General features: G+C 66.5%; 24 protein-coding genes and 4 pseudogenes. 12 read left to right on the plus strand and 16 right to left on the minus strand.

What is annotated here, in order from left to right; genetic code table 11:
* Window position 1 precedes the first annotated feature (1 nt).
* The 6 genes from AB0G47_RS23435 to AB0G47_RS23460 all read right to left on the minus strand — a co-directional run bounded on the left by AB0G47_RS23435 (window position 2) and on the right by AB0G47_RS23460 (window position 3673).
* Window positions 2-394, minus strand: coding sequence for a DUF6507 family protein (locus AB0G47_RS23435; protein WP_360773118.1), 393 nt, complete (start codon window positions 392-394; stop codon window positions 2-4).
* A 55-nt stretch (window positions 395-449) separates the two neighbouring features.
* Window positions 450-761, minus strand: a complete 312-nt coding sequence (locus tag AB0G47_RS23440; protein WP_351161619.1) for a pore-forming ESAT-6 family protein — start codon at window positions 759-761, stop codon at window positions 450-452.
* 55 nt (window positions 762-816) lie between these two features.
* The gene (locus tag AB0G47_RS23445; RefSeq protein ID WP_135335256.1) at window positions 817-1146 is read right to left on the minus strand and encodes a hypothetical protein; all 330 of its coding nucleotides are present in this window, start codon (window positions 1144-1146) and stop codon (window positions 817-819) included.
* Between the two features lie 276 nt (window positions 1147-1422).
* The gene (locus AB0G47_RS23450; RefSeq protein WP_360773121.1) at window positions 1423-2013 is read right to left on the minus strand and encodes an ATP-binding protein; all 591 of its coding nucleotides are present in this window, start codon (window positions 2011-2013) and stop codon (window positions 1423-1425) included.
* 706 nt (window positions 2014-2719) lie between these two features.
* Window positions 2720-2926 (minus strand): hypothetical protein, encoded by a 207-nt coding sequence (locus AB0G47_RS23455; protein WP_360773124.1) that lies wholly within the window; start codon window positions 2924-2926, stop codon window positions 2720-2722.
* A 276-nt stretch (window positions 2927-3202) separates the two neighbouring features.
* The gene (locus AB0G47_RS23460) at window positions 3203-3673 is read right to left on the minus strand and encodes a flavodoxin family protein (protein WP_360773127.1); all 471 of its coding nucleotides are present in this window, start codon (window positions 3671-3673) and stop codon (window positions 3203-3205) included.
* Between the two features lie 261 nt (window positions 3674-3934).
* On the opposite strand from AB0G47_RS23460, the pseudogene AB0G47_RS23465 reads away from it, so the two are divergent.
* From AB0G47_RS23465 to AB0G47_RS23480, 4 genes and pseudogenes are all read left to right on the plus strand, one after another.
* A pseudogene (locus tag AB0G47_RS23465) lies at window positions 3935-5178 on the plus strand (IS701 family transposase).
* A gap of 291 nt (window positions 5179-5469) precedes the next feature.
* Complete coding sequence (locus tag AB0G47_RS23470; RefSeq protein WP_360773130.1) at window positions 5470-5826, plus strand: hypothetical protein; 357 nt, start codon at window positions 5470-5472, stop codon at window positions 5824-5826.
* An 89-nt stretch (window positions 5827-5915) separates the two neighbouring features.
* Window positions 5916-6020, plus strand: a complete 105-nt coding sequence (locus tag AB0G47_RS23475; RefSeq protein ID WP_360773133.1) for a helicase — start codon at window positions 5916-5918, stop codon at window positions 6018-6020.
* 166 nt (window positions 6021-6186) lie between these two features.
* A complete protein-coding gene (locus AB0G47_RS23480; protein ID WP_360773135.1) occupies window positions 6187-6318 on the plus strand; it encodes a hypothetical protein in 132 nt (43 codons plus the stop codon).
* A gap of 292 nt (window positions 6319-6610) precedes the next feature.
* Here AB0G47_RS23480 and AB0G47_RS23485 read toward each other — a convergent pair whose 3' ends face one another.
* Window positions 6611-6952: an Lsr2 family protein gene (locus tag AB0G47_RS23485; RefSeq protein ID WP_360773138.1), complete on the minus strand. Its 342-nt coding sequence runs from the start codon at window positions 6950-6952 to the stop codon at window positions 6611-6613.
* A gap of 770 nt (window positions 6953-7722) precedes the next feature.
* Between AB0G47_RS23485 and AB0G47_RS23490 the strand changes: the two genes are divergently transcribed.
* The gene (locus tag AB0G47_RS23490) at window positions 7723-7965 is read left to right on the plus strand and encodes a hypothetical protein (RefSeq protein WP_360773141.1); all 243 of its coding nucleotides are present in this window, start codon (window positions 7723-7725) and stop codon (window positions 7963-7965) included.
* Between the two features lie 851 nt (window positions 7966-8816).
* Here the strand turns inward: AB0G47_RS23490 and AB0G47_RS23495 are convergent.
* A complete protein-coding gene (locus AB0G47_RS23495) occupies window positions 8817-9257 on the minus strand; it encodes a transposase (RefSeq protein WP_360773143.1) in 441 nt (146 codons plus the stop codon).
* On the opposite strand from AB0G47_RS23495, the gene AB0G47_RS23500 reads away from it, so the two are divergent.
* Both AB0G47_RS23500 and AB0G47_RS23505 read left to right on the plus strand, forming a co-directional pair.
* On the plus strand, window positions 9247-9468 hold the full coding sequence (locus AB0G47_RS23500; protein ID WP_360773146.1) for a hypothetical protein: 222 nt from the start codon (window positions 9247-9249) through the stop codon (window positions 9466-9468). The genes AB0G47_RS23495 and AB0G47_RS23500 overlap by 11 nt on opposite strands.
* Before the next feature lie 105 nt (window positions 9469-9573).
* A complete protein-coding gene (locus AB0G47_RS23505; protein WP_360773149.1) occupies window positions 9574-10056 on the plus strand; it encodes a hypothetical protein in 483 nt (160 codons plus the stop codon).
* A 121-nt stretch (window positions 10057-10177) separates the two neighbouring features.
* Here the strand turns inward: AB0G47_RS23505 and AB0G47_RS23510 are convergent.
* The 5 genes and pseudogenes from AB0G47_RS23510 to AB0G47_RS23530 form a co-directional block, all read right to left on the minus strand.
* A pseudogene (locus AB0G47_RS23510) lies at window positions 10178-10294 on the minus strand (IS5/IS1182 family transposase); the annotation flags it as partial.
* Between the two features lie 57 nt (window positions 10295-10351).
* On the minus strand, window positions 10352-10738 hold the full coding sequence (locus AB0G47_RS23515) for a hypothetical protein (RefSeq protein ID WP_360773152.1): 387 nt from the start codon (window positions 10736-10738) through the stop codon (window positions 10352-10354).
* Between the two features lie 328 nt (window positions 10739-11066).
* Complete coding sequence (locus tag AB0G47_RS23520) at window positions 11067-11306, minus strand: hypothetical protein (protein WP_360773155.1); 240 nt, start codon at window positions 11304-11306, stop codon at window positions 11067-11069.
* Between the two features lie 2 nt (window positions 11307-11308).
* Window positions 11309-12361 carry an N-acetylmuramoyl-L-alanine amidase gene (locus AB0G47_RS23525; RefSeq protein WP_360773158.1) on the minus strand — a complete coding sequence of 351 codons (1053 nt, stop codon included), beginning with the start codon at window positions 12359-12361 and terminating at the stop codon, window positions 11309-11311.
* A gap of 62 nt (window positions 12362-12423) precedes the next feature.
* Window positions 12424-12783 carry a hypothetical protein gene (locus AB0G47_RS23530; protein WP_360773161.1) on the minus strand — a complete coding sequence of 120 codons (360 nt, stop codon included), beginning with the start codon at window positions 12781-12783 and terminating at the stop codon, window positions 12424-12426.
* Window positions 12784-13562: 779 nt separating this feature from the next.
* On the opposite strand from AB0G47_RS23530, the gene AB0G47_RS23535 reads away from it, so the two are divergent.
* The 4 genes from AB0G47_RS23535 to AB0G47_RS23550 all read left to right on the plus strand — a co-directional run bounded on the left by AB0G47_RS23535 (window position 13563) and on the right by AB0G47_RS23550 (window position 17809).
* Window positions 13563-14645, plus strand: coding sequence for a YncE family protein (locus AB0G47_RS23535; protein ID WP_360773164.1), 1083 nt, complete (start codon window positions 13563-13565; stop codon window positions 14643-14645).
* A gap of 86 nt (window positions 14646-14731) precedes the next feature.
* Window positions 14732-15427 (plus strand): hypothetical protein, encoded by a 696-nt coding sequence (locus tag AB0G47_RS23540; protein WP_360773167.1) that lies wholly within the window; start codon window positions 14732-14734, stop codon window positions 15425-15427.
* Entirely contained in the window at window positions 15420-16544 is a 1125-nt protein-coding gene (locus tag AB0G47_RS23545) for a crosslink repair DNA glycosylase YcaQ family protein (protein WP_360773170.1), read from the plus strand. The genes AB0G47_RS23540 and AB0G47_RS23545 overlap by 8 nt, the downstream gene beginning before the upstream one ends.
* A complete protein-coding gene (locus AB0G47_RS23550) occupies window positions 16541-17809 on the plus strand; it encodes an MFS transporter (RefSeq protein ID WP_360773173.1) in 1269 nt (422 codons plus the stop codon). Before AB0G47_RS23545 ends, AB0G47_RS23550 begins: the two co-directional genes overlap by 4 nt.
* Here the strand turns inward: AB0G47_RS23550 and AB0G47_RS23555 are convergent.
* Window positions 17806-17961, minus strand: a complete 156-nt coding sequence (locus AB0G47_RS23555) for a hypothetical protein (RefSeq protein WP_360773176.1) — start codon at window positions 17959-17961, stop codon at window positions 17806-17808. The genes AB0G47_RS23550 and AB0G47_RS23555 overlap by 4 nt on opposite strands.
* Window positions 17962-18860: 899 nt before the next feature.
* The gene (locus AB0G47_RS23560; protein ID WP_360773179.1) at window positions 18861-19643 is read right to left on the minus strand and encodes an NUDIX domain-containing protein; all 783 of its coding nucleotides are present in this window, start codon (window positions 19641-19643) and stop codon (window positions 18861-18863) included.
* A gap of 115 nt (window positions 19644-19758) precedes the next feature.
* On the opposite strand from AB0G47_RS23560, the pseudogene AB0G47_RS23565 reads away from it, so the two are divergent.
* Window positions 19759-20043 (plus strand): annotated as a pseudogene (locus tag AB0G47_RS23565) (helix-turn-helix domain-containing protein); the annotation flags it as partial.
* Here the strand turns inward: AB0G47_RS23565 and AB0G47_RS23570 are convergent.
* Window positions 19939-20301, minus strand: a pseudogene (locus AB0G47_RS23570) (GPP34 family phosphoprotein); the annotation flags it as partial. The pseudogenes AB0G47_RS23565 and AB0G47_RS23570 overlap by 105 nt on opposite strands.
* Between the last annotated feature and the right edge of the window lie 2 nt (window positions 20302-20303).

Consider the following 20303-nt stretch of genomic DNA (forward strand, 5'->3'; position numbering starts at 1 on the left):
TTCACTTGTCGGCGCCCTTCTTGCGGGCGTCGGCGAGAATGGCCTTCATGTCCGGGGCCTTCTCCGCATTGCGCTGTGCGGTCGCGGCTTGCTCCAGGTCCCCGTGCACGTAGTGGTTGGTCGCCTCGATCGCTCCGTTCACCGACTTCGCGGCCCGAGCGCCGGGGAAGAGAGCATCCTCCGCGGACTTGTCCACGAACAGCGCCAGCGCCACGCCGATCGGCCCGACGGGCACGTCCCCGCAGTACCCCGAGCTGATGGTGCCGGCCGAGGTGGCCGCGCTCTTGACGTCGGTCCCGTACGCCTTGACGTCCTTGGCCAAGTCGTCCATCGCCAGCCCCACCAACGACGTCACTGAATCCACCCCGGACGGTGAAATGTCCCACGCAGGCATGCCAAACCCCCTACTGATCCCCGTAATTCAGCCCGGCTGATTCGTGCTGTGTCGGTCAGCCGATGTTGTCGACCGCGGCCCGCGCCCGCGCCAGGGTCGACTGCGCGGTGCCGTCGTTCTGCTCCAGTGTGGTGCGCACGAGGCGGATGATCTCCCGTACCTCGTTGGCCGCCTTGTTCCAGCGGACTTCCTTGCCGTGGTAGTCGTCTGACACGCCGTCGGCCTGGTAGTCGGCCATCGCGGCCTTCACCGCGCGGTCGCGGTCGCCGAGCACCCGCTCCAGCTGACCGATGATGATCTGCAGGCCGCCCTGCACGTCCGACGAGGCGCCGGTGTCGTAGGAGCGGCGGTCCTGGTTTCCAGCCATGGCGAAGTTCCCCCTGCGTACGAAACGTTTGGTGTGCGAGTCGGCCGACTCGAAATCAGCCGGAGAAGCGGGCGCCGTCGAAGTTCGCCGCACCCATGTTCTGGTGGGCGTTGTCGGACTGCTCCTGGTCACCGGAGCCGAACGCGGTGTCCATGCCCGCCTGCCCGCCCAGGATCGAGGACAGTGCCCCGTTCAGATCCGAAGTGATCTCGTCCGCCCGCAACTTGAACGAGTCGAAGGTCGCCTTGCCCGCCCCGTTGAACTTGCCCTCCAGCGGCTCCGCCGCCTGGACCAGCAGGCTGATCAGCGTCCCGAGATCGTCGCTGGACCCCACGGTGTTCTTCCCCAGCACCGCGAGAGTCGTGTCTCCCATGTCAAACTTCACGAACCCACCCCCGAATATGTCGATCACATTGGCATCGCGAACTGCGTACGCATTGTGGCCCGTTCTCACAGTGGGCACATGCGCCCCTCACGCCCCGTAGCGTACCGAACATGCTCTCCCGCGAGGCGTAGCAGGTGCAACGCAGCTAGGGGTGATGGCGTGATCTGTACCATGGCGGGGGAATTCAGAATGGCGAGTGCACGGCTAAGGGCGCGCTGCCTGTTGCGTGCTGTGGCGTCGCCGCGCATGCACTGAGGAAGCCGCGAGTGAGGAGCCTCAGGCTGCTGCGAGAAGCTGCCGGCACGCTCGGCTCGACGAGCCCGATCGAACGGCATCCGCCCGCGGGCCACGTGACACCCGGCACGACAGGCGACCGGCAGCCGGACTTACAGATGAGCAGGGCGTGTCGGCCATGGAAGGGCAGGGCGTCAGCCCGAGCTTCCGCTCGAACCACACCCTCTTTCCCGCGCGGTCAGGAATCGTCCCCCAGGCATCTGCCAGTGCTCTGACCAGAAGCAGCCCCCGACCGTTCTCGTCATCTGCCCCGGTACTCGCCGGGGCTGGGCTGGCGGACTCGACATCAGTGACCTCGACGCGGAGCCGCGCCCCGACTCGGCGCACGCATACGACGCACAGCGCACCAGTGTGCACGATGGCATTCGTGATCACCTCACACGCCATCAGCTCCACCTCGCCCGCCACCTCCTCATCCATGACCAGGCCGATCCTCCGCGCACGCGCAACTACCTGCCGCCGCGCAAGGGGCACCTCCTCGACGGAGGCCGGAACCTTGAACGCGTAGGGCAACTCGGAGCGCGGGCAGTGCGGCATGGCTGGGACCTTTCGCAAGACAGCGAATTGGGGCATCAACGCGATCTCCCATAGACGAAAGGATCGCCCGCCTGCCACAGGCCACCCGCGTCTTGCATCGGGCCCCACCGAGGCGGCGGACGACCACCATGCCAGAGAATTGCCCAGCTCCTCATTTACGGAGTGATATCACCGCAGTAATGATCGCTCCTGAGCGAGTCAAGCGTCCAAGGCTGCAACAACCGAAGTCTTTCGCCACTCAGCGAAGAACCGGTCTTGCTCGGCGACGGGCAGCGCGGACAGCCTCATTGAGGCTCCCTGGGAAACAGAGATCGACCTGAGGTCAGACCACGCCCGCACTCCAGACTCACGCACGGTCTCAGCTGCGATGGTTTCTGGTTGCCTCATGTCATCGGTGGACACGCGGCGTTCCCCGGAGGTGTCCACTTACACGGCGGCGCTCGCGCACCGGCACACCCATCTCCTTGTGCGGTCCGCAAGATGAGTCAACCCACCCGGCCGCAACGCCTCCAGCGCATGCTTGACCATCGGCCCCGGCCACCCGCCGAACTCCTCGATGTTGAACCCGGAATCCTCCTCGAAGAGCGGTCGGCCCAGCCCAGCGAAACCCGGCGGGGTTAGGTGTTCGAGGCCTCGTGAGTGACTCAGGGGTGGCCCGTGGATCGCGCATGACCCATCGGACATCCCTTAGGGAGCAGGCGACAACATCCCCCGCAAGATCCTGGATTCGTCAGGACGGTCGTCAGACGACGGGGGCGAGGAGGTTCGGGACCGAGACGATGGTCGAGCCTCCCAGGGACACGTCGATGGTGCCGTTCGTGTCCGCACCGACCAGCCCCAGCACGTCAATGTGGGTGTCGGCATGGGCGGGTGCCGCCAGCGCGGCGGCGCCCGCCGTGAGCAGGACGGTGGTGGCGAGGGTGGCCAGGACACGCTGAAGGTTCTTCATCGGGCTCTCTCTCGATCACGCGGTTGGGTGGGCGAGTCCTTTCCGCCAGGTTGTCCAACAAACGCAAGTGCGCGGGTGGCGTGGTCGCGGGAGAAGGCCCGTCGGGTGCGGGAGCGCCCGGCGCGCGATATCGCGTGCCGGGCACGCGGATCGGAGCTGTGCGCCCTTGAGGGCTGGCAGGTCACCAACCACCCATCGGACATGCCCTAGTACTCCGGCCGTAGATCGTGATCTTGCTGGTCGGGGATGCGGTAGAGGCCGCAGGGGCGGCACGTGTCAGGAAACCGGCCCTTGCCCGTCCCTCAGCCGCGCGGCGAACGCCCGCGCGGCAGCCAGGTCCCCGTCGTTCGGCCGTTGTTTCTGGATACCGCCGACCAGCTTGAAGGGCCCCATGGTGTCCAATGCCCGGCAGGAGAAGTTCCCGTCCACCTCAAAGCCCTTACTTTCCAGGAGCTTGACCAAGGGGCGGAAGAAGGGCGCCAGCGGCAGCTCGGGAAGCCCGCTGGTGGCGAACACGAATGTCCGGCCCCGCCCGGTGGGCAGCGCCTTGACGAAGTCGATCAGGCGGGGGTGGAGCCTCTGATAGAAGACGCCCGAGCCGAATCCCACGAGGTCGGCCCCGGCCAGCTCCGCCAGGTCAGCCTGCTCGGGCGAGACAACCTTCGCGCCCAGTACCTGGGCCATACTGTCGGCGACACGACGCGTATTGCCGTGCGACACGGAGGCGCACACGATGACGGCCTTCATCCTCACGATCCCTTCTCTCGCTTCCGCAGTGAAGACAGCGCAGCGGCGTCAGATGTGACACCACTCGGGTGTGATGACAGGCACACCGTATGGGGGCAGCGACAAGCCCCTGCCGCTTGCCTGTCGTTCGTGATCTTGCCGGTCGGGCCGGCGCGGGGATGGGCGCGGCCCCGTTGATCATCGTGAGTTGTGTGGACTTACGAGGAGACGGTGGCAGCAGCTCACAGCATCGATCCCACCTGTTGGCGGGAGGCATTCGAAGTGGCCAGGGGCCGGATCGCGGGCCGCTTCGCCCGGTACGAACCCCGCCTGCGGGCCGGGCGGTTGGTACTGGGTCTGCTTGCGGACCTGCCTCGCAAGAATTGCTGGACCATCGCGGAGTGGGCCGGGGAGAGCAGCCCGCACGGCATGCAGCATCTGCTGTCCCGGGCCGTCTGGGACGCCGATGCCGTGCGCGACGACGTGCGCGAATACGTCGTCGAGCACCTCCATGACGAGGCCGCGGTGCCGGTCGTCGATGAGACAGGCGACGTGAAGAAGGGAACTCACACCGTCGCCGTCCAGCGCCAGTACACCGGCACCGCCGGCAGGATCGAGAACTCCCAGGTCGCGGTCTACCTCGTCTACACAGGCGCGCGCGGGCACGCGGCGGTAGACCGGGAGCTGTACATCCCGCGCTCCTGGACGTGCGACCCAGACCGCTGCCGGGCGGCAGGACTCGGCGAGGACACTGCCTTCGCGACCAAGCCGGAACTGGCCGCACGATGATCGAACGGTTCCTGGACGCCGGACACCACGTGAGCTGGATCACCGGGGATGAGGTCTACGGCGGCAACCCGAAACTGCGCACGGCTCTGCAGGAACGCGGCATCGGCTACGTCCTCGCGGTGGCCTGCTCGGCCGAAGACACCACCAGTACAGGCAAGTTCCGTGCCGACACGCTCCCGGCGAAGGTCCCGAAGCGGGCCTGGCAGAAGCTGTCGGCAGGCGCGGGAGCCAACGGCAACCGCTTCTACGACTGGGCGGTCATCGACCTGGCCGACACCGGTCCGGGCCACCACCAGCTGCTGATCCGCCGCAACCGCGCCACCGGCGAACTCGCCTACTACCGCTGCTTCTCACCCCAGCCGGTGCCGCTGACCGCGTTGGTGCGGGTCGCCGGGTCCAGATGGCGGGTGGAAGAGACCTTCCAGACCGAGAAGGGGCTGGCCGGGCTCGATGAACACCAGGTCCGCCGTTACCCCTCCTGGACCCGCTGGGTCACCCTCGCCATGCTCGCCCACGCCTTCCTCACCGTCGTCCGTGCCGACGAACACACCCGCCGTCCCGGACCGACCGACCTGGTCCCGCTGTCCTGCAACGAGATCCAGCGCCTGTTCATCACGCTCGTCGTCCGGCCGGTCCACGACACAGCCCACCGGCTCGGCTGGTCCGACTGGCGACGCCGCCATCAAGCCCGGTCCCGCACCAGCCATTACCGGCGGCAAGCCGCATTCCAGACATGAAGATCACGATCTACAGCTGGAGTACTAGAAAGGAGAGGGCTTCGCCCGCTGCGTTGACGAGGTCATGCTGTGTCTGCTCGAGCGCGCTATCCAGTAATTTCCCGGGAAGGGATCCGCTTGATCAGCGGGCAGGGCGCGGACACCCCGCTTAAGCATCCGCTGCACGGCAGGTGTGTTAACTGCACCAGTCGCTCCGATCCGGGCGGCTGATCGCCGTCTGCAGGAAGCTCTTCGAATCGAAGGATCTGACACAGGACTCAGTCATTGGGGTGATCTTGGCAGGACAGCACGGTGGGGCGGTACGCCCCGGGCAGCCTCGTACATGAGCCGACCATCCGGGTCGGCATGATGGAGAGGATCACCATGGGCGACAACATGGCGGCGAACGTCGGAGACTCCGCAGGGGGCGCAGCAGGCGTTCTGCAGCCTGCGGTATCGCTGGCGCAGGAGGTCATCAAGGTTGGTGCGGGCGGAGTGGTCACGAACGACATGGTCGGGAACGCCCAGGAAGTGGTGAACACCGGCTTGGTGTCGGGGGCGCAGGGTGTCGGCAGCGGCCAAGTCGGTCGGCCGTCATCGATGAGTTCTGGAACGGTCCTGGGCCAGGAGAGCAACTCCGGTTCCGGCCAGGACTCCGGACTCCTGTGAACGTCTCTTCCTGACCCCTGCACGACCGCAGGACAGGCCGCGGCAGCCCGGGCCGCGAGGCGGGCCGGGGCGGCGGCGAGAGGCACGTCGTGAAGCTGGAGGGTTTCCTGTCCAACAGCAAGACCCGCCAAGCGAATCTGAGCGCGGAGAAGCTCACCGCCCGCGCCGCCCTGGACCTGGAGTGGGGGCCGTAGCGCACCCCTCACCGCCCGGCGGCGGGCCCCAGGGAAGTGTCCCTGGGGCCCGCCGTCACCGGAGTAATCCTGGGATTGCTCCGGTGGCTCTGCCGGGTACTGAGGTCGGTCTGCGTAACACGGGAGCTTCGCCGTCGTCGACACCAACCTCCGCTTCACCGCGGTCATGGCCGCAGGCTCCATCGCCGGCGCCGTCCTCGGCGGACTACTCCTCGGCGTCTTCCCTGACGCCCTCCTCATCCCCGGGCTCGCCGTCATCCTGCTCATCTCCGCGCTCAAGCTCGCCCGCCACGACTGACCTCAGCCCTCACGCGAGTGACTCGCTTTAACTTAGTGCAGAGAAGTCCGCTTAGTGCAGAGAAGGATCGAACTGTGGATGCGCCGCCAGGCCACTCACTGCCGAATGGCGACTACCCGCGCGTGAACTGAGCGTGAGCTCGCTCATATTGGGAGTGGGGTGTCGGCGGCGATCGCTTCACCATCGGTTCGCGAGCATTGTCACTGGCCGTGCAGACTGCGTTGCCATTCCCCTGAGGAATGCGAGTTGGCCCCGCGGCAGTTCGCGGGGGCCAACATCTATTCGATGAGACTCAGCGAGCCTTCTCGAACGCCTCACGGACCGCGGCCGGCACGCGACCGCGATCGCTTACCTCGAAGCCGTTGTCCCTCGCCCAAGCCCGGATCGCCGACGAGTCGTCCCCGCCGCCAGCCGATGCCCTGGACCTCCCCTTCGCCTTCGCTGCACCGCGAACCCTGCGAGCACCGTCAGCATGGAGATAGGGGTTCAAGATCTCAAGGAGCTTCTCGTAGTTCTCATCCGTGAGGTCGATCTCGACCCCAGCTCCGTCGATGAGGACGCTGTGCGTGGAGATTTCCGACGATTCCTCGCCGGTCAAGTCATCCACGTATGTTGTGACTACCTTCTGGGCCATGAGGAGGATCGTAGGACACGTTCAGGCACATCCGGCAATCGCAAGCCACTGGGCTCCGGCACTGCTATTTCTCCGTCCCGTCACGAAGGCATCGAGGCGCTCCGGCTTCAGCCTGAATCCCTCGCGGACGGTGTCCGCGTTCCTGGCCTCGTTCCCGGGCCGCCGGAGCATCACACGTTGCTGATCATCACGCTGGCCAAGGCGGCTGCTCGGGCCCCGTGCCGGGCGATGCGCGGGGGTCGCAGGTCCCGTTGGAGGAGACGAGCAGTGGACTCGATGCAGTGAGTTGATTGAGGAGGCGGCGGCTCTCGCGCGTGCTATGTGCGGGTGAGCAGACGTCGTCACTAAAGAACACGCGACAACCCCGGGCGGAGCCGCGCCTGATCAGCATGACAGCACGCACTGACATCCTGTCATTGCGATAGGTACGCGCTCGCGGATCGCGAACCCGTGACTCAGCCTCGCCGTTGCGTGGCCGACCGGGGACCGCACGGGCACGGTATGAAGAACAGCGCCTTCCACCGCATGGAGGGTAGGGGCTGACGTAAGCCAGCCCCGCCCATATACGCCATGCCCTGCCGCCGAAGTGAAGTGCGCGTGCCGGATCGCCTGATCCAGCGACTTCGGGGTAGGGACTGTACATGCCTTCCAGTCGAATCCCTGATCAGGTTCTTCGGCAAATAGCCGTGACAGCACGCGAGTGGGCCCGTGAGTGGGGTGAGCCTCATGCACACGGTGGAAGGGTTGTTTCCACGACACGGTCCGTCGTAATGGAGCAGATGTATGACGGCGGCGTTACTGCACCGAACGAACCCATATATCTGGTTACGCTTGAAGGATCCTTCTCCCTGCAACGGGAAGAGGGGGCAGAAGCCCGGACGGGCACCTGGGCGGCCCTACTGATCGATCCGATCCTGGTGCGCGTGACCACTTACACGGTGCGGCCTCCGGATATGATTCCGGAACTCTCTCTTACCGACTTGGGCGGCGTCCATGATTTAGCCATGGACTGATGGTGGGTGAGTGAATGTGCCGCAGTGGAAGCCTGCCAGCCTGTACTCACACAACCGATGGCTCAGGGGCAGGGACTTCTATCGCCCACCACGACACGCATCGGGAGGTTCCACCTCTCAGGAATGAGAGCGGACTTCCCGGGACCCACACATATGTCGTGCCCGGACCTGTCCGCATTTTCGTGCAGCCAGAAACGGCGGGGGCAGTCCACGTTGTAGACCCAGTCGATGGGCCATTGTGGCCTTCCCCAGTTCCTGTCGTCTAGGCACGGAAAATCGGCATGTCTTTTCATGGTGCCGTTGTACTTGTACCAGGTCTGCGCATATCCCCACTCTGGCGGGGGCGCCTCCGCTTTGGCGGGCTGAGCCGCCATTATGGATGCCCCAGCGAGCGCGAGCGACACTAGCAGGGATCTACCGCCACGGTTTCTCACAACTACTGCCTCCTGATGGTTCAACCAGTGGTCCCTGTTGTCGAGTTCTGGTGCGAGTGAGGGGCAACAGTAGGTCCTCGTGCGTAAACCGTGAAGCGTCAAGTCCTAACTGGCAAGCGGAGCTCCGGATTGAAGCTGGCTAATATTGGCCGGGTATTTCTTGAGTGGCGCAGCCCGCAGATCTCGTGCCCATATCGTGCAGTGCATCGGTGATAAAGAAGCATTTGCGCCAACTCCGACCACTGCCAACTTCACGATCGGCTGAGCCTGGATCCACCGCGTAGAAGTCGATGAATGGATTTCGGGGCTTCTCGTGGTGGTTTTCTGCTGGTGGGCAGGGGCGGGTGCCGGATGGCCGTTCCGGTGGCGGGGTCTCCAGGGTCCTTCGTGGTCGTGGGCGGCGGGTGGGTTCGGCAATCAGGTCGTCAGGCGGTGACCGACGGCTGTCCACAGGTTCTCCAAGGCGTCCTGCCACGGCCAGTGTTCGGGGAATTGCCAGGTCAGAGTGCGTGCTGCCCACGCCAACCGGGCAGTGGCGTGGAGGAGTTGGCGGCGTATGGTGCCGGTACTGGCGCGGGCGTGGAAGGTGGAGGCGAGGGTGCCGAGCGCGCGGGTGAGGTTGCGCGCGAGGGCGGCGAAGGTGAGCCAGGCTGCGTTCGTGGTGAACCTTCCCGAGGGTAGGTGTCCGAGGGCGGAGTCCTCCAGATCGGCGAAGACCTGCTCGACGATCGCGTGTCGGCGGTGATCGGCTTCGGCGTCGATGAGCGCGAGCGGGCTGTCGGTGAAGACCGCGTGGAAGCGCCAGCCGGCGAACAACACGCCCTGCCCGTCCGGGACGGAGACGGGGGTGAGGCGCACTGCCGCTGGCCATCATCGCGAAAGCCGTCCCTCAGACGCACACAAGGGGAAGACCCGCTTCGACCCCTATGATTTCGATGTCGACCTCAACGTGGTGGTCGACCAGGAAACCTATGACAACACCAGAAGGTCCTATCCGCATCTGAACAGCGACGATACGAAGCTGATGCCCAGTGAAACCGAGCCGGAAGATCTCGTTCAGCCTCAGTAAGTAGATAGGCAAAGCATTCAAGGCGGCTTTCCCGCACGTCCGGGGAATCGAGGAATCCGTGACCGCCCCTCGCGTGGAGCAGCCTTGGTAACGGAAAGTGTTCAGATGAAGAAGCGACAGAAGATACATTTCAGCGTTCGCGTGGATACTGACGAGACGCCGGAGCGGCCGGTCAAGGCTCTGGAGCAGGTCGCCACGAGCGTCGGACGAGCGTTGAACTGCACCTTCGCCGAAGGTGAGTTCCAACGGTGGTACGCACAGGTCGCGGACGTCTTCGGCCTCAAACTCTCCGTGGCCGGCGTGGGTGGCATCGGCGGCAAGTCGGTAGCCAAACTCGTCGGCGCAGTCGCTGAGAAGGGCTTCCGCTACGCCCCGGACGGCAGCGGCCAGGTCGAGTACGACCGAGTGGACATCAGCGCCTACATGGTCGATCTGCTCACCATCCGCACCGGGCTCGAGTGGTACCAGCCCACCCCCGAAGACCTTGCCGCCGAACGCGGAGCAGCCGGCAGATTCGATGACCGGCTCGGGCAAGTTAGCCCCCAAGGATGGACCAGAGACGACGAAGAAAAGTTCGGCGACTGGTAATGCGGACTTTCACGGCGAAGGACGGTGGCCGCACCCGCGTGGCCCGCCGGGGCCCGGGCGGTGATCCTGCCGGCTCCTGGAGAGAATGACGGATAGCCTGAGGCGCCCGCCCGAACACCAGCCGGTCCGGATGCCGCTTGTGCCCCGGATGCCGAACTCGACGCTGGACCTTTGGCAGCAGCGGCTCGACTACCGCCCACAGCTCGTCGTCGGCTTCCCACGGCTTCGGCCGCGCCATCCCACACCCCCGGATCTTCAACCCCGGAGCGATCCAACCACCTCGAAGATCATTCTGTTAGGAGTTCTCAGAGGCCCCGAACAGTCGGCGGAGGGCGCCTCGTGCGCGCTTCGGGCGGTAGTCGAACGGGACGCTCTCGGGCGGGCGGGCCGGATCGTCCTGCGGGTGGGTCCGGCGGAGCGCGGCCTCGAACTCCTCCTCGGTCCGGGCCTGCCAGAGCGGCATGAAGTACGGGTTGCCGCCGGTGCCCCACACCGCACCGGTCCGCTTGAGGACGATGGTGGGCCCCAGCCCCATGACGAACGCGGCCTGATCGCCCATCAGGTACGCGTCAGGTTGCGGCGACACGGAGAAGGCGAAGCCGATGTCGACGACGCGCCCGTCGTAATGACGCCATCCGTGCCGGTCCTTGAGCCAGGCGACCAACGTGTTCTCCGAGAGCATGCGGCCGATGATGTCACTGGACACAGGATTCGAGAAGTCGGCGGCCTGGCGGGTGTGGGGCCGGCGGCAGGGCCACGCGGGGGACCGCAGGTGCCTGCGGTGCGTGGGCGGCGGAGGGGTCCGTGGTGGGGTTGCGCGGCAGTGCAATGGGTTGCCCCATGCTGTCTCGGCGTCCGCCGGCCGCAGGGCTGGGCTTCATGCCGGACTGGTCCCAGGCCCTTGCCGAGCAGATCGACCCGCAGAGGATCACCGACGGACTGACGAGGATCATGCACTCGGCAGAGTATTCCGGCGCTCCGGAGGGTGATTTCCCACGCGAGTCAGATCTCTAAGGTGTGCTCGCAGACGGCACGTTCAGGGCATCATCGAGCGCGGGGCTGCGAGACAGGGCCTGACTAGTCTTGCGGTCTTCGATGCGCTGCACTACTTCGCCGGTGCCGAGGATCGCGGCAGCCAGGGCAAGAATCAGCCCCGTCGGCAGTCCGTCCACGTAGTAGGCGATCAGTGAGAGTGCTGCCGAGACGACGGCGTACAGGCGGGTGCTGTGGTCGTGGATGAAGTTACTCAAGTTCAGTTCCCGTAGGCGAGTTGATGTAGCAGAGTCCAACCGCGTCGGCCGATGGCCGGATCATTAGGGCGGCCGGTGGTGTACAGGTTGTGCTTGCGGTTGAAGCTGGCCACGGCCTTCTGCGTCTGAGGTCCGTAGTTGTCAGCCAGCGGCACTGAGCGGTCCAGCCAGCCGGTGTCCTTCAGCGCCTTCTGGAGACCCTTCGCAGACGGTGACGAGCGACCCGGAGCAAGACCGTGCGGAAACGGAGGCGGCGTATACATGCCGCCGCCTGCCTTCCTTGGAACGGTGAGCTTCTGCCCGGGTGTGATCATGAACGGCTTCTTGATCTTGTTGGCCTGGGCGAGGAGCTCCCAACGGATGCCGAGCTTCTTGCCGATCCCGGACAGCGTGTCGCCGTTCTTAACCACATAGGTCGACGATGCCCCCGCCGAAGCGCCGCCCGAACTTCCACCAGAGGGCTTGGACTTCAGCCGGGCAGACACGCGCTCCCGCAGCCATTCCATGGTGAAGCCCTTGGGATCGACCTTCCCCGGCTGCCACTCCTTGTGGCCGATCACGCTCGCCGGGCTCCAGCCGTGCGCGCGGCACAGTGCCGCCGCCGCTCGTTCGATCGCTTCAAGCTGCGCCTTCGGCCACGGGTCCGTGCCATCGCCGCGGTTCTCGCACTCAAAGCCGTAGAAGTGCGTGTTGCCGTCGGTGTCCGCTTCGTTCGCAGCGGGAAGACCGCGCTCGGCGATAACCGCCCGCAGCACATCACCATCACCGCGGCCGGCGTGGTTGGTCCGGCCGTGTCCGACGAGGTACACGGTGCCGTCCTTGGCGACCATGCCGTGGCAGAGCGGGCCTGGCAGGCCCGCGTAACCGCGCTCAACGATGCTGACGGTATTGGTGGTACCGGAGGTCACGGTGTGGTGGATCACCACACCGTTCACCGGCCCGAACGGTCCCTTGTGGTTCCTGTTGTGGGATCTCCACCCCGGCCGCTCCACCACGTGCACGCCTTCGGCGCGCAGCGCGGCAACGAGTCGGTCGGCACTGATAGGTGTCGCCACGTTCGGCGCTCACTGTTCTCCCCGCGCCCGAACTGAAACTCAAGTACCCCTGATCGGCGTGCCTACGGTGCCGCGCCGCGCGACGCGAGCCACAGCTGCAGAGCCATCAACAGCACCGGCGATACGAACGAACTGAACACCAGCCTCCGCGTCGCCATGGCCTGCGCCTGGTCCTCACGACGCTGCTGCTCGGCCCGCTCCGTCGCCTGGTCATGCTCGCCGCGCAGCCCAGCCAGCCCTGCCTCGATCTGGCTGATGCGCTGATCGACCGCCCGCTGGTCGGCCCGGTACACATCCTCGGTGACCACCTGGTCCAGGCGGGCGGCGAGCTGGGCGAGGTCACCGCGCAGATCCTCACGCAGTTGCGATACGGCGCGGTGCAGCTCCCACAGCGTGGGCTCGGCACTCGGCGGTACCGACATCTGCGATCACTCCCAGCGGCCCCGCACCACAGTTGATCGTACGGGGGCCAAGGGAGCATCTCGAGGGGACGGGAGACCGCGCCAGCTCGTCGACAACGAGATCGTTCGTGCCCAATAGTGCTGCATTCCGAGTGATCCCCACGGAACACGCAGAGCGCGGACGCCACCATCGGGCCGGACAGGAAAGAGCACGTCGAGCACTCTCGCAATCGATCGCTCGGCGGCCCGCTGCGCGCGGTTCGTACAGACAAGTCGTGGGGCCGATCGCGCTGCGTCGAGATCGGCCCCACTCTGCAAGTCCGCCTCACTGTAGGCATTCGGAATATCCCATTCCAATGCGGTGCGCAGGTCATTGTCGGTCGGTCTCATTCGCGGGCCACGGCAACCTGTCTCACGATCTTGGCCCTTGAGTCCTACCCCCAGACTTCCCGCATGGCTCAGCGTCGTCGCTCACCTCGAGCTGATCGGCTTGTCAGTCGCGTTCAATTCAAGCCAGGTCTTGATCGTTTGATGTCTCGTGAGCTGTGGGCCGGGCGCATCGTGCGTCAGACTCCGGGAGCCTTCTGTGCCATCGCCGGTCCTGGAGCGCGCAGCCTGAACTCCGCTTGATCGCCGCATATGCCTCTGCTCACTCTGCTCCTAGACCACGTGTCAATACGGCAGGTTTCAGTCAGGGCTTGGGGATGGCATGGACCAGTGTTCGACATGAAACGTAGCGTCGCTCGGGCAATCTCAGCCGCCACGGGCCGTGGTGGAAGTCGACAGTTGGAGACAGCAGCGTGACAGTTGAGATTTACTCCACCGACACCGACTCCGGGCAGATCACCGTCATCCGCAAGGACGGGCCCTCGGCGCACGAGGTCCGTAAGGAGATCTCCGTTGGTAACGCGCCGCGCGGAAGCGTGAAGTTCACCCGTGACGGGCGCGGCTTCGTGTCCAACACCAGCACCAACACAGTCTCCGAACTGGATGCCCTGACCCGCCGCGAGGTCGCGCGAATCACGGTCGGCTCGGGCCCGCGCGGCCTGGGCATCGTGCCGGGCGAGCGGTACCTGCTGGTATCCAACTCCGGCTCAAACACGGTGTCCGTGGTGGACCTGGAGTCCCGCACCGAGCTGACCCAGGTCGCTGTCGCCCGCGACCCGCGCCACATGGCCATCAGCAAGGACGGCCGCTACGCGTACGTTTGCATCTGGGGCTCGGGCTACATAGCCAAGCTCGATCTCGGCGGCCTGATCGACGAGGGCCGCCCGGAGACCATCCGCGAGGTGGCCCGCATCCACATCGGGGAGGACTCCTTCCCCTACAGCCTCAACATCGACCGCACCGGGAAGCGCGCCTATGTCGCGTGCAACGCGATCGCGGAGATGCCCGTGATCGACCTGGAGACCGACAAGGTCATCGCCCGGGTGCCGGTCCTGGGTGATGGCGGCCGTGCGGTCGCCTTCACCACCGACAACCGGTACGCGCTGCTCACCCTGGAGCGCAACTCCGTGATCGCGGTGGTCGACACCGATGAGCTCAAGGCGACCCGCAACATCCCGGTGGGCCCCGGCCCGCGCGGCATCGCGGTCGACGACAACGACGGCACTGTCTACTGCGGCATCTTCGCCCGCACCGTGCCCGACGACGACCAGCTCGAGTTCAAGTTCAGCCCGCACAGCCTGACCGTGGTCCACCTCGACGGCGTCGACCTGGCGCTGCCGGCCGAGGAAGGCGGGCAGGTCCAGTATGACGAGATCAAGGTCGGCTACGGGCCGTGCAGCGTCTCGGTCTTCAACCCGGCCGAGGTCTCGTATGACGGCAGCAAGCTCAATGAGGCCGCGGCCCAGCTCAGCGAGGGCGCCAAGGCCGCCAGCTGAGCCCTGGCTCATCGGTCACGTCTGTAAGTTCGGCCCCCGCACGCTGCGGCGTGCGGGGGCCTGCCGCGAAGGAAGGTGCAGCTGTTTTGCCAGTCGAAGTCCCGTTCCGTCAGCTCCAGCCGTGGGCTGTACTGCCGAGCAAGCACCAGGTCGATCGGCAGCGCAGCCGCAGTGATGCGGCGGTGTACCGGGAGAACTTCCGTTTCGTGCGCGCCGAGCGGCGCCCGGAGCACTGCGCCCCGTGGGTCATGGGACAGGAGTTGGGCTGGCGCGTGCACAGTCCCGTCGACATCGACTTCACGCCTCTGGATCAGATCGAGCTCGACGGGATCAGTGAGCCGGAGGCCGCCGGGCGGGCGGCCAACCGGACCGAGTTGTGGCAGCGCGAGAAGACCCACCTGGCGGTGGAGAAGACCAGCTGGCTGCACCTGCACCAGTTCAGTACTCCGCGCGGCTGGGAGAACATGTTCCTGGTCAACGGCGCCGGAAGCGTCGAGTGGCGCATGGGCTGGACCGCGGACGTGCCCCGCGGCTACTTCCTCCTCGTCCTCCCACTGGACAGCGCCGAAGGGCTGGACGTACCGGTCGGCATCCTGAGCAGTTCGATCACCGCCCGCATGGCCACGGAGCATGGTCTGAGCATTGCGGTACGGCCCACCGCCCAGGTGAGCATCCGCCGCGGCCAGCCCATCGCCCGCATCGTGCTCCTGCACGCGGACTCCCTCCAGGCCAAGGGGCTGTTCGAGGACACCCCGATGGAGGCGGAGCCCGCCCTTGATTGACCTCTCCCTGCCCGAAGCGCGTTCTCTCGCCGTGGCGGCCCAGGGCCTCCACGGCGCCGCCACACCACCGGGCGCTGAAGGCGTCCTGCATCGTCTGACCTGCATCCAGCTGGACACGATCAACGTGGTCCGCCGCTCGCACGAACTCGTCCAACTCGCCCGCGGCGTCCCGATATCCGATGCCGAACAGCTGATCAGCGCGCAAACAGCGCCGGTGCTGTTCGAGTACTGGGGGCATGCGGCCTCCCTGATGCCGATCCGCCTGTGGCCGCTGTTCGCCTTCCGCCGCCGCAGGTATGCGGCCAAGGGCTGGAACGGCCCGAAGGTCTCCGACGCGGCAGTCGAGCACGTACGGGCAGCCCTGGCCGAGCAGGGCCCGCTCACCATCAGCGACGTGGGCGGCGCCCAGGGCAACGGCTGGGAGAGATCCTCGGACAACAAGTGGGCCCTGGAGTGGCTGCTGGCCACCGGCGAAGTCGCCTGCACCAACCGTCGCAGTTGGCAGCGCGTCTACCAGCTCGCCGAGTCTGCCATCCCCAGCGACGTGCTGAACGCCGAGCCCGGCGACACGGAGTGCCTGCGTTCCCTGGCCCGTCTGGCCCTGCAGGTGCTCGGCGTCGCGACCGCCGACGACATCGCCGACTACTTCCGTCTGCCGCCCAAGAAGGTCGCCGCCTGCCTGCCCGAGCTCGAAGGAGCCGAGCCCGCGCGGATCGAGAGCTGGGACGAGCCCGCTTGGGCCGATCGCACAGTCCTCGGGCTGCCCAGCCCGGACAGCGACGCGTGTACTCCGCTCTCGCCCTTCGACTCATTGATCTGGCACCGCCCGCGCATGCGTCGCCTGTTCGGTGTCGAGTACCTGTTGGAGGCATACAAGCCCGCGGTCAAGCGCGAGTGTGGCTACTTCGGCATGCCTGTTCTCGTCGGCACGAGCCTTGTGGGGCGGATCGCGGTCCGCGTCAGCAAGGGCACCGCCCACATCGAGGGCCACCAGCTCATCGACGGCCAAGACCCCGACCACCTTGACCGCGCCCTGGCCATCCTCTGCCAGTGGGGCAACGCCACGAACATCCCCACTCTCCCCACGCCCCCGCCGTCTGCCGGAGTCATCTCGTGAGCGACACGACCATCAGCTACCGCGCCACGCTCGCTGTGCCCAAGGCCAAGGGCGTCCTCGCCCTCGGTGTGCTCAGTCGCCTGCCCGCCGGCATCGTCCCCTTCGTGGTGCTGATCTCCTTCACCCAGCACTACGGGATCGGCATCGCCGGGCTGGCCTCCGGCGCGATGCTGCTGGCCATTGCTGTCCCCGGCCCCGCCCGCGCGCGCTGGTGCACCGCCCACGGGCCAGGAGGCGTCGTGCTCATGGCGCTGGCCTGCGTGGTGCTGTTCGCCGTTGGGGCATCCGTGACCGGGTATCGCTTCTGGCAGGTACCACTGGTGATCACTGCCGCGGCCGGTGCCCTGTTCCCGCCCCTGACCCCGAGCCTGCGGGCCATCTGGTCCCGTCTGATGCCCGACAAGCAGCACCTGCAGAGCATCCACGCCCTGGACTCGATCGTCGAAGAACTCACCTTCGTCGCCACACCGTTGCTCGGCACCGCTGCCATGGCTCTGGCCGACTCCCGCTGGGTCACAGGCACAGGGGCCTTCCTACTCCTGCCCGCTGCCCTCGGGCTCGCTGCCGTCCTGCGCGCCCTTCCCACCGCCGAGGATGACGCCGCCGAATCCGGTGATGAGGCCGAGGTCACGGTGCGGCGTCGCTCGCTGATCAGGACCCGGGACGGCCAGGGCATCACCGTGCCCGTCATCGCCCTTGGCCTGTGCGGTGGCGGACTCAACGTCATCATCCCGGCTGCCACCGAGGACTACGCCAACGTCATCTCCTCCGGCTACGCCTTTGCCGCCTTCTCCCTCGGCGGCGCCGTCGGCGGGCTGCTGTACGGGCGCCGGAAATGGACGGCATCCCTGCGGCGTCGCTACGCGATTGCCACCGCCGCACTAGCCATCGGCGCACTGCTGCTGGCCGCACTGGCGTCATCCCCCCTGACCATCGTGGCCGTCTTCTGCGTCGGCCTGCCCATGACGCCAATCTTCGTCATCGCCTACCTCCTCGTCGACGAACGCATCGACACCACCCGCCACGCAGAAGCCAACGCCTGGCTTGGCTCCGGCTACAACCTCGGCTCTGGCGCCGGTTCCATGCTCGGCGGCCAGCTCCTGGCCCTCACTGGCCCGCGCCTTGTGGCCATCACACTCGCAGCGATCGCGGGCCTTGCGACCTTGATCGCTCACCGGCTGCCGAACAAACCGAGCCCCGACACGGATTCTGAAGCAGCAGGCGTCCCGCCAGAAGCGGGGAAGCTCTCCAGCGACGCACCCTAGGGCGACGGGGATCCCATGTCGCCGAGGGGCCAGCCGCGGTCCCCTGTGCGGGCGCCCCTCTCGGCCGCGTCGGTGCGTTCGACCGGTCCCAGCCGGTCGGCGAGCGGCTTGGCCGCCTCGATGACTTCGTTGCCGAAGTCGGTGAGGCGCATCCGGTGCCCGTGCGTCTGGCACGCCTGGGTGAGGGTGGGGTAGCGACGACCTGGATGAAGACGCGCAGTCGGCGGAGCGCGTAGGCGTTGCCCAGGGCGGGCCAAACCACCTCCGGCGCCGAAGTGAACTCCTGCCGCGGGGCCTTCGGCTGCCGGTTGTTCCGAGCCGGGATGCCACGTGCGCGGCCCCCGACGGCTGTTCCGCTCAACCGATCCGAGGACGAGTGCGTAGACGAACTCGTGCAGTGGATCAACCGCCAACAGAAGATGGCCTCAGGAGGCCTGCTTCCTCTGAGTGGCAGCTGGGCAACGGGCCACTGACGCCCGCGGATACAAGGGACGCCTGGAATCCGAACAAGTCGTGGGGTCGGTCTCGCTGCGCCGAGACCGACCCCTACGCCGAAGAGCCATCGCCATGAGGCGACAGGCTTCACGCCATCATCGAGCAACCCGCTCACGGGTGGCTATGGCTGCAAGAGCTACGTCACGCAGTAGCCCGACGCCCCCTAGGGAGACCAAAGCCCAGATCTGAGTCGGCGTGGTCACGTACCCGGTGGTGATAGCGATCGCACTACCGCTGCTGCTCACTGCTGTCCAGCTGAGCCCGAAACGAGGGACCCTCAGTACGAAGAAGTCCATCGGATGACCGCGCTCGACCGTTTGTTGATCGTTCTTCATCAGGCCCCCAGGCGTCGTCGGTGCTCGGGACTGGCTCGCCATTGCATTCGACGCTACTCGCCAACATCGTTGCGCGAAGGGGCCGTTCACTCGACTGGATGGCATATGCCGAGGAGGTCTTCCGGTGTGGGCCGGGCGCGATGTGCCGTGCCGACGCCACTCTGCAGGCGATGCAAACAGTTCGCGAACCAAATTGCAGGATCCGCTTATTGATCCGAAACTCAATCGGTTCTGTTCGCCGCGCGGTCAGGCGTCGTGGTGGAGCCCTCCTGCGCATACCGGTGGACGACCGGCGCCAGGTAGTCCACTGGGGGCCTGCCGAGGGTCGCCAGCTCGGTCTCGGAGCGGATCAGTGCGATCTGGTCCAGCTCCGGCTCTTGTCCCCGTGCTGTCTCCGAGGACACCAGAGCTTCGAATCGCTGGTGAAGCAGCTGGGCTGGCCGGCTCGGAGAACGGAACAAGAAACCGACGTTCCCGTGTTCCCCGCGTGTGACCAGCCACAAGGCCAGGCTCTCTGGCCGTGTGTGCACACCTGTCTCTTCAACAAGCTCCCGCGCGGCATGACGACGGAGCGCGACCACGTCGAGTGGCTGTTCGTGAGGCGGCGACTCAAGGGAACCGCCGGGCAGCTGCAGTCGGCCAGGGGTCGCCGTCGACGGCGACATCCGTCCCACCAGGAGGCGTCCGTCATCCGTCGGCTGCGCGACGGCGACGAACACGGAGGACACCGAGGGAGCCCCGGGGACCCGGCGCAGGGCGCGGTATCGGTACGTTGCCCTCGCCCAGGAGAGGACCATGCTACCGGGCGCTTCCCACTCCAGCCCGGTACACGCGACCGCCGGCCCGTCGAAGAGACTTGGGTTGGCCTGCACCGCCTCGTCCCAGATACGGTCCATGGCCAGCCGTTCTTCGGGCGACACCCACAGCGTGGCTCCTTCGATGAAGCGGAGTTGGTCCACCTCGAAGAGTTCCACGTCGGACGGGTGCAGCGGTGGCTCGGTCACCGGCTCATGCTGGCACACTGGTGATCCGAATGCGTGCCGGGTCGTTGAATGCCGTGTGAGTGAACTGGTGGGTGACGCAGGACAGTTGTCGCCGTCGGCGCAAGAAGCGTTGCGGATGCGGGCGGTGGCCGCGCTGGTGGCGGGCAGGGGCCGTGAGGACGTCGCGGCGGTGTTCGGCGTCTCGCTCAAGGCGGTGGACAACTGGTGGGCGAGGTGGCTCGCAGGCGGGCGCGGGGCGCTCGAATCCCAGCCGCGCGGGCGTCGGGCCGGTGAGCACCAGCTCCTCGGCGAAGCCGAGCAGCGGGCCGTTCGGCAAGCCGTGCTGGACCACCAGCCGTGCGATCTCGGACTCGCAGGGCAGTTGTGGACCCGGGCGGGCGTGCGGGACTTGATCGCGAAGCGCGCTGTCCAGCCGGGCCCTGATGTCCCGGCTGATGGCCGTGTCCGTCGCTTGGTAGCGAGTCGTCGGCAGTACTCCGCACATCTGGCCCGATACGGCATGCACCATGCCGCACCGCTCCAGGTGCGCGAGGTAGATCTGGCGCAGCCCCAGTCGGGGCCCGCTAATCCAGTGGACCGCCCGAACCGGGCTGCCGCGCCTGCGCAGCAGTTCCAGTGCGGAGTCCAGAGTCGGATCTCCGGTCGGCCGTGGCATCACCA

It is taken from the genome of Streptomyces sp. NPDC021622 (assembly GCF_040640795.1).
Lineage (GTDB): Bacteria > Actinomycetota > Actinomycetes > Streptomycetales > Streptomycetaceae > Streptomyces.

Excerpts from the sequence above, each read along its gene's own strand:
- AB0G47_RS23485 (WP_360773138.1), bottom strand. The coding sequence starts at position 6,952 with ATGGCCCAGAAGGTAGTCACAACATACGTGGATGACTTGACCGGCGAG.
- AB0G47_RS23450 (WP_360773121.1), bottom strand. The coding sequence starts at position 2,013 with ATGCCCCAATTCGCTGTCTTGCGAAAGGTCCCAGCCATGCCGCACTGC.
- AB0G47_RS23515 (WP_360773152.1), bottom strand. The coding sequence starts at position 10,738 with ATGCTCTCGGAGAACACGTTGGTCGCCTGGCTCAAGGACCGGCACGGA.
- AB0G47_RS23555 (WP_360773176.1), bottom strand. The coding sequence starts at position 17,961 with ATGCGCCTCACCGACTTCGGCAACGAAGTCATCGAGGCGGCCAAGCCG.
- AB0G47_RS23460 (WP_360773127.1), bottom strand. The coding sequence starts at position 3,673 with ATGAAGGCCGTCATCGTGTGCGCCTCCGTGTCGCACGGCAATACGCGT.
- AB0G47_RS23455 (WP_360773124.1), bottom strand. The coding sequence starts at position 2,926 with ATGAAGAACCTTCAGCGTGTCCTGGCCACCCTCGCCACCACCGTCCTG.
- AB0G47_RS23530 (WP_360773161.1), bottom strand. The coding sequence starts at position 12,783 with ATGTCGGTACCGCCGAGTGCCGAGCCCACGCTGTGGGAGCTGCACCGC.
- AB0G47_RS23490 (WP_360773141.1), top strand. The coding sequence starts at position 7,723 with ATGGAGCAGATGTATGACGGCGGCGTTACTGCACCGAACGAACCCATA.
- AB0G47_RS23505 (WP_360773149.1), top strand. The coding sequence starts at position 9,574 with ATGAAGAAGCGACAGAAGATACATTTCAGCGTTCGCGTGGATACTGAC.
- AB0G47_RS23480 (WP_360773135.1), top strand. The coding sequence starts at position 6,187 with ATGGCCGCAGGCTCCATCGCCGGCGCCGTCCTCGGCGGACTACTCCTC.
- AB0G47_RS23440 (WP_351161619.1), bottom strand. The coding sequence starts at position 761 with ATGGCTGGAAACCAGGACCGCCGCTCCTACGACACCGGCGCCTCGTCG.
- AB0G47_RS23435 (WP_360773118.1), bottom strand. The coding sequence starts at position 394 with ATGCCTGCGTGGGACATTTCACCGTCCGGGGTGGATTCAGTGACGTCG.